We start from the raw sequence: 17,472 nt of genomic DNA, 5'->3' as shown, positions 1-17,472 counted from the left end.
TTTCAACTTTCAACACTTCGGCTACGCTTAGTGCAAGCTTTCAACTTTCAACTACTCCATCATATTTTATGCAATTTTTAGAGAATCTACCATTCGACCTAAATCTATTGCCAAAACCAGTATATCTGGTTGGTGGGGCTGTGCGGGATGGTTTGTTAGGACGGGTACGCGCGGAATTGGATCTAGATTTGGTAATACCTAATGGAGCTGTCGAAGTGGCTCGACAGTTGGCGACAGCATATCGAGCAGGGTTTGTGTTGCTGGATGCCGAACGTCAGATCGCGCGGGTAGTATTTCCAGGGATGACAGTAGATATCGCCAAACAGGATGGAGCTAATATTACTCAAGATCTTGCACGACGCGACTATACTTTAAATGCGATCGCCTATGACCTTAAATCTGGGGAGACGATCGATCCACTCGATGGCACTCAGGACATCCAGAAACGCACGATTAGGATGGTAAGCAGGTGTAACCTTATTGACGATCCTTTACGCTTGCTTAGAGCCTATCGTCAAGCGGCGCAGCTTGATTTTACGATCGAATCTCATACTCGTCAGACAATTCGGGAGTTAGTCCCCTTATTAACGACGGTTGCAGCGGAAAGGGTACTGGCTGAGTTGCGGTATTTATTACAGACACCAAATAGCAGTCAGTGGTTGGTGGCGATGGTAGAAGATGAGCTGTTGACAGGTTGGCTGAAAATACCTGTAGACACAGCTTTTAAAAACCGATTGACTCAATTCGATCGATCGAATGAGTTAATCAAACAACATTATCCCGTACTCGGAATCGAACTCGATCGACCGTTACGCGATAAAATTTTGATGTCGCGTGGATCGATCGGTAAACTAACAATATTATTATCTTCAGATCTCCAACTAGTAACATCTCAAATGTTGCATCTAACTTTTAGTTCGGCAGAAATTCAGGTAGTAACTACAGCAATAACCCACCTACCAGAACTGTTATCTAGAGAGATGTCTTTGCCAGAGCAATATTTTTGGTTCAAATCCGTTGGTAGCGATTTCCCGTTATTAGTTGTCTTAGCAATTGCGGCTGGAGTCGAACTGGTAAAATTAGAATGTTTAATCGATTGCTATCTCGATCCTCATAGCCAAGTTGCACATCCTACACCTTTAGTAACCGGACACGATCTGATCCAAGCTTTACAAATTGCTCCGTCGCCAAAGATCGGTAAATTACTGATAGAGATTCAACTGGCAAGAATTATGGGAGAGATATCTACATCAACAGATGCGATTCAATTTGCCGAAAAGTTCGTGAAATCGATTGAATAATTAAAGCTCGAGAAGAAATGAGTCAAACTATTGCAATTTAGATACCATTAAAATAAACTATCGGTGGTCTCTGAAACTGCTGTCGTAAAAGGATGAGCCTTGAATTACTGCAATAGTTTAGCTTGTTTAAAAACATCATGAATAGTATCGCCGACAATTAAACCATACATGACTTGGGGAATTGCAGTTAGTCCGATCGAACAGATAAATGCCGATAATGGGGAAGCAAGCCAATCCCCTCCACATAAAAATAATGCACCGATAATCATCACTGAAGTAACAATTCCACCGAGTGCACCTGCTAGTAAGTGCTCTCGATCCCAATCGTGCCATAGAGATCGCCAATAAAGACGTTGCTTGAACAAAGATTTTTGCCAATTGCCAATTATCCGTCCATTAATTGAGCCACCAATAGCACCAACGATCGCTAAAATAACTAGAGAAGTACCATCTTCATCTAAAGTTAATGTCTGGATGCCAAAATGAATTAAACCCCAAGTTAAAATATTAATTGGCAGTCCAGCTACGGCTGTATAAATCCATTGACGATCGAGTGATTTAACAACTTGTTTGAGAATCTGCCATTGTAAATAGCCTTGAATTATGCTGCTGAGTAGACAAGCTAATAATCTCACGATCGAGACAATTACCAGATTATCTAGGTGCAGGAGTAAACTTAGGCAAGTGACGATCGCTTGAGTGGCAATTGCCAACGAGATCGAACCAAAAACCTGAACTAATAACCATTGAGATAGAAAACCAGACTGGAGATGCTTAGACATTTAATTAGTTGAAAGTTGAAAGTGAAATTCCAAACTGCTTAAAAAATATTTGCAGTGGGTATTTTTCGGATATTGTCAATTAGTCTTGAATCTTGGTTGCTGGTAGCTGCCGATTTTTGACGATCGAAGGGGGCAATTATTAAGCATTCGCCGAGATTGAGTTCGAGTCTTAGTCGTTCGCACCAGTCGCGTTCTAGCTCGACACCTATTTGTTGTTTTTGACGATTTGTAGATCGAGTGTTGGCGATCTCGATGCCTAATATATAAAGAGAACGATCTGTGAAGATCTGCATCGGCTTACGCACTAAATATGCTCGATCGATGATTGGATAATTAACTAATTTATCGCGAATCTCTGTGACTAAATCTGGCTCCAAATCGTGAGGGACAAACCGATCGGTATCTTTGATATTGCGTTCTAACTTCGATCGCCATTGTTTGGGTAAATGCTGTTGTCGCCACTCTAAATAAATCTCGGCTGATGCCAGATCGCCTTGAAAAGTGTGGAACCGATATAACTCCTCACAACTGGGGATAACTAAATCGGAATCTAGGGCAATTGCCTGTTCTAAATAAACACAACCGCTAAAATGTCCGCGATTGACGAGGATTTTACCGACGTGATAATTTGCTTTCGCATGGTTTGGAGATCGAGCGAGAATTTCTTGCCACAATGGTAAAGCTAGTAAATCGCCATGTAATTCAGTCGTCAATTCAGCTTGACTGGTAGCTTCACTCAGAGTAAGCGGTTTAGTACTAGCTTGAAGATTGAGAGTAGCTAAATATTTGCGTTGATACTGTGCTTGCTGATATTGACACAGCCATGCAGTTTTACGACTCTCATACCATTGCAGATCGAGTTCGGCGGCTAAATCTGTCAATCTATCCCCAAAATAGTATTCAGCCGCAGTACAGAGGATCGGGCTAGGTGTCCAGGGTTTGGGGCTAGGACAGCCTACAGCAGCTAATCGATCGCTCAGACAGGGATGAGTATCATCGGTATCTGTCGCTTCGCCCAGGATTAATCCCAGCCAAATCTGGGCGGTTTGAGGATCGAGGGGTTGACGGAGAGCTGCCAACATTTGCGTCACCACATCTGTTGGGGGTGTTTCACGCTCGCGGGCTTGTCGATCGAGTTGACAAATGAAAACTTCTTGTAAATAATGTTGATAAATATAAGTTTGAATGAGATCGCTAGCCGCAATTTCGGGACTCGTCATCCGTTTTGCTAAGGCATCAGCAGCATATTCTCGATCGCGGACTGAGACAAAGGAATAAGCTTTAATTAAAGGTTCGTACCAGCGAAAGAACCATTGAAAAATGAATAAATTATTATCAGTTGTGAGTTGTTCCCACATCTGTCTCACCCGCAAAACATATCCAGCAAAACTGCTGTCATTACCCGATAAATGCCCTAGCTCGTGTGCTAAAGTCGCTTTGAACTGTTCAGGCGTAAGCGATTGGAGTAATGGTAAACCCAGAAGTAGATAATTACGATGCCATCCCAAGCAACCGAGCCGTGGTGCCTGATATACCGCTGCATTGTGGTCGTAATTAATTACCACATGATGAATTTCAGGAGTATTTAACCGCACGCCTAATTTATCAATGAGGGCGAATAATTCTGGGAATTCAGTCCGATGAATCTCGCGATCGTTCAAAGGAGTATACTGTACCCAAAAAGTCGAGGTCGCCACTAGCCCAAACAGCATCCATAATTGATTTGGATCGATCGAGATCGGGCGGTGTTGAGTCAATTCAAACAGCCATCTTACCACCCATAAACTACTAAATAAAGCCAGACAAATCACCCCAATGTATCCATAGCCGATTGCCGCTAAGGCCACCACTCGCAGTCGATAATTGGTCGTTGTCCGTTGACGTGTCGATCGTTCTAATTGACGCACTAAAAGGTCAAACTTAGCCTGTTGCTCTAACTCCATCACATGGCAATTCAAAATTCAAAATTCAGAATTCAAAAGTTTTAGCTGTTTGGCTACAAAGTTGAATTTCAAATTCTGTGGATGAAACTAGTATTCCCAAGCGATCCCCCCACCAATCTACGTAAATCCACGGGTTTTTGTTACTCCTCAATTGCTTGCGCTCTTCGGGTAGGGGAGTAGGGGGGTAGGGGAGTTAAGGGAGTGACGGAGTAAGGGAGTAACGGAGTAAGAAACACCAACACCTCAACACCCCCACTCCCCCATCTTCCCCGTCAAAAAAGATCCCCATCCAAAAGAAACCAGTCGAATAGTGAGGGATCTGGAGGCAAAGGTGGGAATGATATGCATAACAGCGATTACTGCTTACGTCAAATCAATAACTGAGGAAACAGCAAATTTCACCGATAGCAGTAGAATCTAAAATTTTTCAAATCTAAATTTTGTTGAGCAAACTTGAGAACAGTCTATGCCGAGTAAATCCTTGTACAAATCAGTAGAATACGATGAATCAGCCGTTCCAGAGCTGGACATCAATGGCATAGACATAGATGAAGAAAATTTGCGAACATCTTTGCCAGAATTATTTGAAGACGATCTCGATAGTACGGCGGTTCCGTCTGCTGCTAAGAACATTTACTATAGCAAGGATTTAGTCCGGTTATACCTGCAAGAAATTGGTAAAGTGCGCTTACTACAGCGAGACGAAGAAATCTCCGAAGCCAAAGTCGTACAGCGTTACGTGCAATTGCTCGAACTACGAGTGAATGCAGCGGAACAGGTAACGCTAGGCAATAGTGACGATGCGGTGATTTTACAATATGTCGAATCGATCGAAATCCACGATCGATTGACAGCACAATTAGGACATCGCCCTTCACTCGAACGGTGGGCGAGTACCGCAGGTATTTCTTTAGCCGAACTTAAGCCCAGACTGGCTGCTGGCAAACAGCGATGGGCAGAATTGGCGGAAGTGACAGTTGCCGAAATCGATGCCATTCAGCTAGCGGGTATTCGCGCTAAGGAACACATGATCAAGGCGAATCTCCGCCTAGTTGTTTCTGTTGCCAAAAAATACCAAAATCGTGGTTTGGAACTCTTGGATCTGATTCAAGAAGGGACAATGGGTTTGGAACGAGCCGTCGATAAATTCGATCCTACTAAAGGTTATCGGTTTAGCACCTATGCTTACTGGTGGATCCGTCAAGGGATTACCCGAGCAATTGCGACCCAAAGTCGGAATATCCGCCTACCCGTCCATATTACCGAAAAACTCAATAAGATTAAAAAAGTTCAACGCGAATTGAGCTTATCAACGGGAAGATCGCCAAAACTAGAGGATGTAGCGAAAGCTCTAGATATGACGCTAGTACAATTGCAAGAAGTTTTGATGCGTGTCCCTCGATCGGTATCATTAGATGTCAAAGTCGGTAAAGATCGAGATACCGAATTGGGAGATCTGCTCGAAGCCGATGACGTGACTCCAGAACAACTAATGATGCGTGAATCCCTCCAGGGCGAACTCGTGCAATTACTAGCCGATTTGACCGATCGAGAGCGAGAAGTAATCTGTCTCCGATTTGGACTAGGATACAATCAAGCCCATTCTCTCGCCGATATCGGTCGAGTCTTGGAACTATCCCGCGAGCGCGTCCGCCAAATCGAATCCAAAGCCCTCCAAAAACTCCGCCAACCCAAACGACGTAATCGGGTTCGGGACTATTTGGAGTCAATGAATTAGATCCCCTCTTGCCTCGGATTAAAAATCTCTAGTTCACCGAGTTAATCGGTGATGTTTTGCTGGATATTATTTACGCCCAAGACTACTAGGATCGCAAGCTGGGATTGCTCGACTTGGGCTACTAAACAATCACAAAACTTGTTGCTGTTAAGGTTGGACGAGATGATAGCGTTGCAAATTGAACTGCGGCACCAGCACCAGTACCATCGATATCAAAATACAACCCCCCATTCGTCGAGTTATAAATGAATCGTTGACTGCTACTCGTTGCTGCAAAATCCGAATTTACCGTTAAGAATCGATTGGCACTAATCGCACCTGCTACCAAACCACCGCCAAAACCACTCGCTAAAATGCCAATCTTGTCATCAGTGGCGAAATCAGTAACTCGATCGATACCTTCATTCTTGCTATTAAAATGGAATCTGTCAGCCCCCACACCGCCAGTTAAGATATCATTGCCCATTCCACCACAGAGCGTATCCATCCCAGTCCCACCACTCAGATAATCGTTGCCACCATAGCCGTACAGCCGATCGTTGCCATCCTGACCATAGTACTCTTCGTTACCACTCCAGCCACTAATATTGTCATTACCAGCACCACCGTAGAAAATGTCATTACCCACAGAGGTAATGTTCACAGTGTCATTCCCTGCCCCAAGATAAATGATATCGTTGCCAGCACCACCATCAACGGTGTCATTGCCAGCACCAGTTTCAATCCGGTTGTTGGCTGTGCTGCCAGTAATGGTGTCATTGCCAGCACCAGTGATGATATTTTCAAAATTGTGGATCTTTTCAGTATATAAACCCTGCAAAGAGGCATTCGTAGTTGCGAGGTTATAACTACCACCACCATTCCAGTCGCTATAGTCAACGGTATCGATGCCGCTACCCCCATCCTGATAATCTCGACCTTCACCACCTTGAATATAATCGTTACCGCCATTGCCGATCAGGGCATTGCTAGCACTGTTGCCGATGATGCGATCGTTACCCCCTCCCCCATAAGCATTTTCGATTAGAGATCGACCATCGTTGTTATACTGCAGGGCATTAAATACATGACCGCGTGCATAACGTCCTTCGCCCAGATTAGCACGTTGGGCATTACCACCAACATTGAGATCCGACCAACCACCTGGTGTCAGATCGATGGCTAAATTGGTACTGTAGTTTGAAAAGTTGTAGGTATCAGTCCCATTACCATCCCAGATCGTCCGAAAAATCCGGTTGGCACCTGGTATACCTTGCCCGACACCATTGACAAACATTTCGCCTGTAGTGGTGGAAAATGTATAGGTTGTATTGCTAGCATTGGTGCTAAAGTTAGCACCATAGTTGTGCTGAATAGCTCTAATGTCGTACATCATCAACGACTGAGCATATCCCCAGGTCTCGTTGGTAGTAGCAGTCAAGGGTGCGCCAATATAAGAACGATAGCTCATCACGGAGAATTCCATCGAGTCACGATCTGCATTCATTGTCACGTTGCGCACCCCGCCAGTCTCGTGTGCGTGCTTTAGTCCTAATGAGTGACCTAGCTCGTGCGCGAAGGTATAAGAGGCATAGTTACCAATTCCAGGATCGTTGTAATCGCGAGGGTTGAGGAATATATCCCCTGATTCGACGGGATCGCCAGGGCTATAGGCACTAGCCGTACTAGGCTCGTTGGAAATGGCGATGCGGATGGTGGCATTTCGATCGTTAGTACCCGTTTCTTCGTACAAGTTGAGTAACGAGATATCCGAGTAAGCTCTTGCCCAGTTGCGCATTGCAGATCTTTGCTTAACATTGAGCGTTTTGAAACTGGATGAGTGAATCAAATCACCTGTGTAGCCAAATTCATAGTCATTGAGAAAGCTATCTGTGAAGCTATAGCTCACCGATTTAGATGTCCATCGATATTGTTCTAACAATCCATCGATATTATTGTTATGAGATGCTGTTGTATTTGTTGTTTCGGTGAATACATTAAACATCGTAATTTTCCTTCATCAAGAGTTGCTGAAACGATCGATGGTAGGCTCCGATCTGCAATCTTGACAGGAGTAGACTAGATGTCAATTACCATATTCTCATTTCTATATTTACACCTCCTAATTTGTTCTGGTGTGACTCAGATCGCACATGAATTTTCGCTCAAATCAAAAGGGGCAAATGTATCGCAACTGCCAAGCTTGTTAGAAAATACCCCCGACTTCTTCAAGAAGTCGGAGGTATTGCAATAATGGTCGAGATTTCCTAATTGCTCTGGCGGTTGTTATCGCTAAAGATACATTCGCCCCTTCGTTAGATTGGTAGATATTTAATTTGGAATCAATTATTAATTATCAATTAACGTCAATTTGGGATAAGGATGTTTGCTACGTTCATCACCCACCCGCTACTCAAGTGCGGGCTATCAAATAAAGTACACTTTAGTGGACTAAAGATTAGCAAGTCCACTAAAGTGGACTTGAGCTATTAGCCTGGGGATTGATCCCCAGGTGGTGTTGAGCGGAGCTAGGAATGAGCGCATGGAGATCCTGAACCCGTTGGCGTAGCCTCTCCGTAAGGAGAAACTGACGTCAATTAGCTTCTAACCAGGCTTGAAACATGAGTACATCCCATAAACAGTACTGCCAATTGCGATCGCCAGACAGATGTTCTGCCCACATTTTGCGAATTGGTTGCGGATGAAAAAAGCCTTCTGAATGAAGCCTATTTTCGTCTAATAACGCCTCTGCCCAATCTTTGAGGGGGCCGCGTAGCCAACTATCGATCGGTACGCCAAAACCCATTTTTGGTCGATCGATCAGACTATTTGGGACGTATTTTTCCAAGACTTGACGCAAAATCCATTTACCCCGATTGTCACGAATTTTCATCGATAATGGTATCTGCCAAGCTAACTCGACGACCCGATGATCCAATAGTGGAATTCGACCTTCCAAACTTACACCCATACTGGCTCGATCGACTTTTACCAGAATATCATCTGGTAAATAGGACATCGTATCCAGATACATCATTCTGTCAGTAAATGTGGGTACTTCGGCCCAATTCGGACGCTCTGTTAAATGGATTGGTGGTTCGTCTCCGCCAATTACTAATGTTTCTGGTTGTTGCCAATGAGAAATCAACCCCAGATACATTTCTTCAGGATCGTTGACAGCTAGAATATCAGCTAGTTTGTGGATTCTCGATCCTGGATATTGCTTGAGTTTTGCGGGGATTGCTGGTAGGCTCCCCAGGACATTATCCCAAGTTTGAGTCGAGACGATCGTTAAAGCTTTCGCCGTAGTCTGGCGCAATGATTTGTTCATCCAGCCAAACTTTTGCCAAATATTCTCCGCCAAGAAATAACGTTCGTAGCCGCCGAGCAGCTCGTCGCCACCGTCGCCCGATAAACTGACCGTTACATGTCTGCGCGCCAGCTCAGAGACCAGGAAAGTGGGAATCTGGGAAGAGTCGGCGAAGGGTTCGTCGTATAAGCTGGGTAGCTTGGGAATCACCGCGAGGGCTTCGGCGGCGGTGACATACATTTCGGTATGTTCGGTGTTCAGGTGCTTGGCGACTGCTTTGGCATGTTGGGCTTCATTATACTCAGCTTCCTCAAACCCGATCGAAAAAGTTTTTACAGGCTTCGTGCTTTGCGCCTGCATTAGAGCTACTACAGTGGAGGAATCCACCCCGCCGGAGAGAAACGCACCCAAAGGTACATCCGCCATCATCCGCAATCCTACCGCATCGAGCAGGAGCGAATCTAATTTGTCGATTGCTTCTCGATCCGATCCGCTAAATGGGTTGGCAATCCCCGCTTCGGCGGCGGCGCGGACAGACCAGTAGGGAACTGGGGTTGGCTGTGTAGCGGTACCATTCCAGGTGAGCAGTGTGGCGGGGGGTAATTTCTTGATGCCTTGATAGATCGAATATGGTGCGGGGACATAACTATAGCGCATGAATAGGGTCAACGCTTGTCGATCGATCTCCGGCTGGAAAATGGGATGGGCTTTGAGAGCTTTTAATTCTGAGCCAAATACTAAGGTTTGTCCGATCCAACCATAATAGATCGGTTTTTCACCTAATCGATCGCAGCCCAAATGTAGCAGCCGTTCCTGACTATCCCACAAGGCAAAAGCAAACATCCCATTAAACTTTTGGACGGCTGGTTCCAATCCCCATTCACTAAATGCCGCTAGCATAATTTCGGTATCAGAATGTCCCCGAAAACTATAGCCCAGTTGGAGCAGTTCTTCGCGTAAGGCGACAAAATTATAAACCTCGCCATTAAAGACGATCGTATAACGGTTATTACTCGAAACCATTGGCTGATGACCTTCTGGCGAGAGATCGACAATTGCCAATCTTCGATGTCCAAGGGCAATTCCCGTCGCCTCATCGACCCAAACGCCGCCACTATCTGGCCCACGATGGATAATAGCATCCGACATGTCGGTCGCGATCGATCTTAATTTCTCGGTGTTAAGTTCTGTAGATGTATCCCAAAAACCAGTAATTCCACACATAATTTGTTTCTAAAAAAGGGGGGAGCGGGGAGCGGGGAGCGAAAAGTGCGGTCTTGGGGTTTCCCCAAGTAGAGCACCTTTTCAAGAGAGCGGGGAGGCTATAACTAATCTTCCTGAAAACTCCTATCTCTGAAACTATTTAGCTACGACACTTTCATATAATTGCTCATATTGAGCTACCACAAAGTCTAGCGAAAAACAGGCGACTGCGCGTTCTCTTGCGGCTGTTCCCAAAGCCGCTCTGCCTTCGGCACCTAAATCGACTAGCTCTTGCCAAGCTTTTGCCAAAGCCTCTGGATTTCGGGGCGGTACCACTCTACCAGTATCGCCGACAATCCAAGCCGAATCGCCCACGTCTGTCACCACACAAGGAACGCCACAACACATTGCTTCGCCGACGACATTGGGGAAGGCTTCGCCATGACTAGAAGTTGTCGTAGCGATATCTAGTGCAGCCGTGTAGTAGGGTAGCTCTCGACTTTCATCTTTGAGATGGATGCGATCGCCAATCCCTAGTTCCTCAATTAATTCCGCTATAATCGGGTTTTGCATGTTGAGAGTCCGACCGATTAGTAAGAAATGTACGTCGGGACGCTCTTTTAATAAAACTGCGGCTCCTCGCAATAAATTTGGATAATCTTTCATCTCATGAAACCGTGCAAATCGACCGATTAATAAACAGTCGCTAGTTAGACCTAATTCTGCTCTAACTGATTTGCGCGACTCGATTGATGGCTTAAATAGTTCTGGATCGAATCCATTGGGGATAGTAACTTCTTTTTCTTCTGGATAGCCTAATTTCGCATGTTGAACAGCACTAATTTGGGAATTATAAATAATTTTGTTAACAAATTTACTTAAAGGAATTGATGCCTTAATCACAGCTTGCGTACCGCGACGTTCGTCGGCTAAAGAGTTTAGAGAATGTCGGACATTCCAGATGACGGGCGCAAATTTTAAGCTGATAATATTGGCAAACTGGGCAGCTAAGTTAGAATGATACATCCAACCTTGAATTAAATTTGGCTTAGTTTTAATAAAAATCTTAAATAACTCCCAAATCACGCGGGGAGTTGGTAGTCCACCTTCCTTCATTCCCAGGGCATAAACAGGGATATCCAATGCTTCTATCGGCGCAGCTAATGTATCGCGTTCTGTTAAAGAAATCACAATTGGTTTAAATCGCTGTCGATCGATCCTAGTCAGCAATTTATACAGCATCATTTCAGCTCCGCCACTACTAAGTCCAGTGATGATAAAAATAATTTTCATGATAGTTCCTGTTTTGGTTGAAAACTTTTACGCTTGATTTTGAGTCGGCTACTCCGATTCATTGCCGCCATTAATGCAAAACACATTAGAATATATCGTTCCTCCAATATATTATGGCTAAAACATCCCCAGAGGAGAATAAAAGCACTAAATGCCCAACCGATATACTTACTTTCTCCTTGTGCATTACGGGTGACAGCATAAACTAATGTGGGCAAGATTAGCACACCTAAAATTCCATGATCTGCCACATATAGCAAATACATATTGTGTGTAGATATACCCAGATTATTTAAATTATCTGTAGAAGCTAAACCGTTACCTAGTAATGGATGGTTGCCAAACATGCCCCAAGCGATCGCGACTACTTCCATTCGAGCATCTGCGGACTCTTCCTGTTTGGGAGTTTGGAACCATTCTAATCTTTCGCGGATATTATCAAAATTTGCCGTCACTAAACCAGATTTTTGTAATTCGTCTAAATTAAATATACTCCCAAGGATTGGCCCAAATATAAACAAGACACCCAGAATGCTAATCACCCAAATAAATAACTGTTTACGCGGAACTAATTCAACTTTTAAAAAAATCCCCATCACGAGAAACCACCCTAAAATAGCCCCTCGCGAAAATGTCATGAATACACCGACTAAAACTAAGATCGAATATAAAATCCGAAGTCTTTCAGGCAGTACACTTATTCCAAAAATTAGCCCCAAAATTAAAGCACAACCGGTGATATTCGGATTGACATATAATCCGGCTGCTCGACCAGTTGTATTTAACACCCCAAATATTGATGGATCGCTAAACTCCAAGATATTATTAAACAATGCCAGGATAACAGCCCCACAGATGGCTAGCCTAGTTACATTTTGGACTTGATAATATTTGGAAAATATCAAGAACATCGTTAGTAAAAAAAACTCCGACAAAATTCGCGTTCGTAATTGCTGAAATCCAGCTTCTCCAGCATGTGATGGAAAAGATAGCAGTAGTAAAAATCCAAATAACGAAATCGTCAAATATCCAAGACACCACCACAGCAATTCACGCGGTATTTGGTAACTTATTTTAGCGCGCTTAGCAATAAGTAATAAAATTACGATTGCAGCACCATAAAGATTGATAAATACAACTGGAGGAATAATCTTACTGCTTTCCCAGAAATAAACATCAAAAAAAGTAAAAAAAATCAACACGCTACCGACTGCCAATACAGATTGGCAGTAGATTAGAAAGTTTTTATTCTTATTTTTACCAATATTCTTGATGTACTCTTGTTCTTCGGGACTGGATGATATTAACCGTTTCATCGATGAAACTGTCCTTAATGTGATTCATAGTCAAATAGCTTGAGGTATTCTGAAACTGCTCGATCGGCAGAAAAATACATGCCTCGATCGATCGAAATCGCTCGATCTACAGGTGTCTCTAAGGTTTGAACCATCGCATCTGCCAATGCGGTGGCATTTTCGATCGGTACCAAAAGACCATATTTTCCGGCTGCTAAGATCTCCTGAGGTCCCGAAGGACAATCAGTTGCAACAACAGAACAACCACAAGCCATCGCTTCTATTAATACAGTCGGTAATCCTTCCCATCGGGACGAAAGTACAAAAGCAGTAGAATTACGCATATAAGCATAAGGATTTTGGACGAATCCAGGCAGAGATACATCTTCCCCAATCCCCAATGTCTCGATCTGCGCCTCTAACTCGCTGCGAGTTTCACCTTCACCTAAAATCATTAACCGAGCTGCTTTCCGCTGGCGAACTAGAGCAAAAGCTTGAATCAGATTCGCGAAATCTTTCTGCTGCGATAATCGTCCTACCGCCAAAAATATGGGCGGACTTCCTGCTGCAAACCAGGGGTGTTCTACAGGTGCTGCGGCTTTAGCAGTCAAATCTCGATCGACTACCGGATTGTAAATCGTTTTCACCGTTCCAGGCGCGAAACCCAGTTCGCAGTCTAGATCTTCGGATACACCTTGGGAAACCCCGACGATCTCATCAGCACGGGGATACAACAATCGCATCATCAAGGGTAAAAATTTACTGCGGAGTAAGGGCGATTTGCTCGCCGATAGGGTTTCGTGTTCTACTCCCACCAACTTAGTTTTGACACCAGCCAAATCTCTCGCCAAGATCGCCGCAAGATTGGCATGGTTCATATGTGAAAGTAACGCCACTGGTTGAGTTTCCTTGAGATACTTTACCAAGCCTGGAATCGCTTTAAATACTCTACCTGTGCCCAAATTGACCAAGCGGACTCCTTTAGGTACTTGGTCTAAATAAGGCCCCTCTGTGTCCGCGACAACTAAGTCTAAGGGAATATTTAGTTCTACCATCCCCTTGAGCAAATTCAGAGCAACTCTTTCTGCTCCGCCACCAGCGAGGGTAGGCAGAAAGAACGCGATTCGTCGATCGGACATATGTTATTTCTCCGCGATTACTTGTTTAACTAATGATTCCCACATCAGCATCACTTTATCCAAACTAAACCGTTCGGCTACTTCTGGTGCGGCTTTGGCTAGAGATTGCCGCAATTGGTAATCGGACATCAGCCGCTCCATTGCAGCGGCTAAAGCGGGGACATCTTGCGTTGGGACTAAGATCCCATCAACACCATCGCGGATAATCTCCCGTGGGCCATTGGGACAATCTGTTGAGATCACTGGCAACCCGCATACCATTGCCTCACACAGCGCGTTGGGAAAACCTTCAAAGCGGGAAGACATGATAAAAATATCTGCCTGTTTGAGAAACTCATGGGGATTTTTTACCCGTCCAGGCAAATGCACGCGATCTTCTAATCCTAGTTCCTGCCGTAATGCTTCTAATTCGGGGCGTAATTCGCCTTCACCCAAGATTGTCAGCGTCCATTCAGGATAACGGTCTTTGACCTGCGCCAACGCTCTGAGCAGCAAATCGAAGCCTTTCTGAGAGACCAACCGACCGACCGCAATTAGTGAATTAGCTCCTAATAAAGGTGCCGATCCAGTTGTTTCCGTTGGTGGCAAAATCACGGGGTTCGGCATGATAAACACCAGCTTTTGCAACTTTGCAAAATAACTCCCTGCCCGTTCGGTCTGGACGACGATTCGATCGGCAAATGGATAAGTCCACTGTCGGAGTAGCTCCCACATTTTACCAGCCGAAAGCATTGCTGGATCGTTACGTTCTGATACCAGGATCGGGATTTTCAACCAACGAGTTGCGAGGATTGCAATTACATTTGTTCTATCCATAAAGCTAATTACCGCATCCGGTTTGCTCTGAATAATTGCCGCCCTAAGTCCTCTGACACTGGTAACATTATTCAAAATTCCGGCCATCGGATTTGCCGATGCTTCAGCAATACCTAACTGTCGATGATTTACTCGATCGTCAAGATGATAAAACGGGGTCTCACTCTCATCGGTAAAATTTAATAAAGTAATCTCCCAACCCTTTTCCGCCCAATAATTTGCCATTCGAGATAGTACCCGCTCGGCACCGCCGGAACTTAGGGAATGAATGATTAGTGTACAGCGCATAATTCTTGGGGTGTGGGGGTGTGGGGGTGTGGGGGTGTGGGGTGTGGGGGTGTTGGGGTGTTGGGGTGTATTTTCTTTCCCCTTTCCCCTTTCCCCTTTCTCCTAAAGCCTAAAGCCTAAATTTCATACCTACCATTACCACTTTTAACTTTGGCTTGCTGCGCTGGAGTCAAAATGGTGTTGAACTGTTGTTTACTAGCTTGGCGAATAGCTTTGATTTCAGCCATTTGTTCTGGTGTTAAATTTAGATTCTCCCATTCTTTATTAACTGCTTGGCGGCGACTTTTCATCGCCTGATTTTTCTGCTGTTGTTCGGGAGTATAAACAGCCTCTCTGTGCCGAATATCGTCTATCCACAACTGCTTCATTTGTTCTTGTTGCACTGATGTGAGATTCAGTTTTTTCGTTTGTTTGAGTGAAATCCCATTTTTCCAATTATCTATTTGTTCGAGTTGAATTTCTTGGGCTGAAGTTAGGATCGATCGAAACTGATGCATTGTCCTTTGACGAATAGCTGCTAGTTCTTTTTTTTGGTCGGCACTTAAGTTAACCTCGTCGCTGGGTTGATGCCGTGATGAATGTTGTTGTTCGATCGATTGAAATGCTTGATGTTGTTCGGGTGTGAGCACAGTTTTGATCTGTTCGACCTTAAATTTATTGACTTGTGCTACTTTTTCTTTTTGCTCGGGTGTCAGACCGAGATTATCTATTTCTTTGAGATTTCGGATCGCAAAAAACAGCAAGAATAGAAATGAGAACAAATAAACAAAACTAGTTGACAAAGCGATGCCAGCTACTCCCATCCATTGCATAAACAAATAGTTAAAACTGATATTGACGATTAGATTACCTGCCGACCCCCACATCAATACTTTATTATTTCGCATCGCCGAAGTTAGGCGGACTAGTAAAATACTGGCAATATAGAAAGGAATCTGTAAGGCAAAACAAGCTTGAATTTGAGCGACTAAATGAGTACTTTTAGCGGTGAAAGAACCTCTTTGTAGTAAAATCTGGACAATCGGCTCAGAAAATAAAATTATCAGTCCAGTGAGCGGAATTGTCACCGCGAAAATCAATCCCATATAGTGCTTCATTGCCTGACGAACGCCAGTCCAGTCATCACGCGCGACCATTTTGGAAAAGTAGGGAATTACTGCTGTACTCAAGGCTGTGGTAGCGATCGTAATCGGTAGTAAGATCATTCTATTCCCATAACTAAGAGAAGCCACACTACCCGATGGCAACATTGCCGCCATTGATTGATCCACTAAATCGGTACTGCACATCAAAAATGCACCCGCAATCATTGGTACATATTGACCAGCTACTTCTTTTAAGCTATTGTCAAATCCATACCATTTTGGGATTAAGTTCATCCCCTGTCGTCGTAGCGCAGCACCTACGACGATCATTTCCAATAGTTGACCGACAATCATCCCCACGGCTAAGTTAAAGACTCCCAAGGATGGCATCGTCACCAGCAATAGAATTGTCACAACGGGGGTCAACATCGGTGCCAACGCTGCTAAGGCAAATCGCTCTCCAGCATTTAACACCGCACCCCAAACGACACCAACACCACTGAGTAAAATTAGTGGCGAGATCGTCCACAACAGATCGTAAGTCAGTCCTAATTTTTTGGGGGTGAACCCACGCGTAATTAGTGGCAAATAAACTGGCGATACAACTAATAGTAATACTGTAACCAGGGATAGCAGTCCGATGCTCCAAATCGTAGCACCAGCAAAAAGTTTTTGAGCTGCTTGTTTGCCTTCCCTCTCTCTGACCTTAATGTAAGTTGGGATGAGAGCTGAATTAAAAGAACCAGCGACGATTGTCACAATGACAGAAGGAATTGTCAAGGCAATTAAAAAGGCATCTAGTTCATCCGATGTTCCAAATGTTGAAGCAACTACTAGTTCTTTGACAACCGATAGGACTTTGACGAACAAGGTTCCCCCCGCTACAACAATCGCCGCACTAAAAATTTGGCTATTAACCGAGCCAGTGGAGATCGATTGCCAACGTTTGGCGATTTGTTGTTGCCATCGGGATGTGTTCATTGTCTGTCAACTTAGTTCGGAAGTGAATAATTTTAGAGCAGTCGTTTCGCTGGAGAGGCTATACCAAATCTAATTTAGAAATATCGATCTAGGGATAGTTTAAACGATCTGTGGACTAATTATTATAAATATAGCAATCCAAACTCATTTACTAAAATCTTCGATCTTAATATTCATTCGCAGTAAGGATCTCCAATAAAGTGATGATTTTTAATCGAATTAGATTGCTATATTCGGTAATTCTGGCTATTCAGTTCCCGTGATTTAGATACATTGTCAATAAATAGTTTGGAGGATAAGCCAAATCTACGATCGAAGT

General features: G+C 44.1%; 12 protein-coding genes. 3 read left to right on the top strand and 9 right to left on the bottom strand.

What is annotated here, in order from left to right; translation table 11 throughout:
• Positions 1-68: 68 nt before the first annotated feature.
• Positions 69-1,301, top strand: a complete 1,233-nt coding sequence (locus RMO55_RS13125; protein ID WP_310427164.1) for a CCA tRNA nucleotidyltransferase — start codon at positions 69-71, stop codon at positions 1,299-1,301.
• Positions 1,302-1,405: 104 nt separating this feature from the next.
• Here the strand turns inward: RMO55_RS13125 and RMO55_RS13120 are convergent, their stop codons facing one another.
• Positions 1,406-2,083 (bottom strand): hypothetical protein, encoded by a 678-nt coding sequence (locus tag RMO55_RS13120; RefSeq protein ID WP_310427162.1) that lies wholly within the window; start codon positions 2,081-2,083, stop codon positions 1,406-1,408.
• Between the two features lie 38 nt (positions 2,084-2,121).
• The gene (locus RMO55_RS13115) at positions 2,122-4,026 is read right to left on the bottom strand and encodes a M48 family metallopeptidase (protein WP_310427161.1); all 1,905 of its coding nucleotides are present in this window, start codon (positions 4,024-4,026) and stop codon (positions 2,122-2,124) included.
• A 466-nt stretch (positions 4,027-4,492) separates the two neighbouring features.
• On the opposite strand from RMO55_RS13115, the gene sigC reads away from it, so the two are divergent.
• On the top strand, positions 4,493-5,764 hold the full coding sequence (gene sigC / locus RMO55_RS13110; protein WP_310427159.1) for an RNA polymerase sigma factor SigC: 1,272 nt from the start codon (positions 4,493-4,495) through the stop codon (positions 5,762-5,764).
• 121 nt (positions 5,765-5,885) lie between these two features.
• Here the strand turns inward: sigC and RMO55_RS13105 are convergent, their stop codons facing one another.
• Complete coding sequence (locus RMO55_RS13105) at positions 5,886-7,748, bottom strand: reprolysin-like metallopeptidase (RefSeq protein ID WP_310427157.1); 1,863 nt, start codon at positions 7,746-7,748, stop codon at positions 5,886-5,888.
• A gap of 78 nt (positions 7,749-7,826) precedes the next feature.
• Here RMO55_RS13105 and RMO55_RS13100 point away from each other — a divergent pair, with 78 nt between their 5' ends.
• Complete coding sequence (locus tag RMO55_RS13100; RefSeq protein ID WP_310427156.1) at positions 7,827-7,997, top strand: hypothetical protein; 171 nt, start codon at positions 7,827-7,829, stop codon at positions 7,995-7,997.
• 339 nt (positions 7,998-8,336) lie between these two features.
• Here RMO55_RS13100 and asnB read toward each other — a convergent pair whose 3' ends face one another.
• The 6 genes from asnB to murJ all read right to left on the bottom strand — a co-directional run bounded on the left by asnB (position 8,337) and on the right by murJ (position 17,153).
• Positions 8,337-10,277 carry an asparagine synthase (glutamine-hydrolyzing) gene (gene asnB, locus RMO55_RS13095; RefSeq protein WP_310427155.1) on the bottom strand — a complete coding sequence of 647 codons (1,941 nt, stop codon included), beginning with the start codon at positions 10,275-10,277 and terminating at the stop codon, positions 8,337-8,339.
• Positions 10,278-10,412: 135 nt separating this feature from the next.
• On the bottom strand, positions 10,413-11,549 hold the full coding sequence (locus tag RMO55_RS13090) for a glycosyltransferase (protein ID WP_310427152.1): 1,137 nt from the start codon (positions 11,547-11,549) through the stop codon (positions 10,413-10,415).
• Entirely contained in the window at positions 11,546-12,865 is a 1,320-nt protein-coding gene (locus tag RMO55_RS13085) for an O-antigen ligase family protein (RefSeq protein ID WP_310427149.1), read from the bottom strand. The genes RMO55_RS13090 and RMO55_RS13085 overlap by 4 nt, the downstream gene beginning before the upstream one ends.
• A 14-nt stretch (positions 12,866-12,879) precedes the next feature.
• On the bottom strand, positions 12,880-13,983 hold the full coding sequence (locus RMO55_RS13080) for a glycosyltransferase (protein WP_310427147.1): 1,104 nt from the start codon (positions 13,981-13,983) through the stop codon (positions 12,880-12,882).
• 3 nt (positions 13,984-13,986) lie between these two features.
• Entirely contained in the window at positions 13,987-15,087 is a 1,101-nt protein-coding gene (locus RMO55_RS13075; RefSeq protein ID WP_310427145.1) for a glycosyltransferase family 4 protein, read from the bottom strand.
• 116 nt (positions 15,088-15,203) lie between these two features.
• Positions 15,204-17,153, bottom strand: coding sequence for a murein biosynthesis integral membrane protein MurJ (murJ, locus tag RMO55_RS13070; RefSeq protein ID WP_310427143.1), 1,950 nt, complete (start codon positions 17,151-17,153; stop codon positions 15,204-15,206).
• Between the last annotated feature and the right edge of the window lie 319 nt (positions 17,154-17,472).

Source organism: Chamaesiphon sp. VAR_48_metabat_135_sub, assembly GCF_031418915.1.
In the GTDB taxonomy this organism is placed as follows: Bacteria; Cyanobacteriota; Cyanobacteriia; order Cyanobacteriales; family Chamaesiphonaceae; genus Chamaesiphon.
This window is presented reverse-complemented; position numbering and strand designations above follow the sequence as displayed.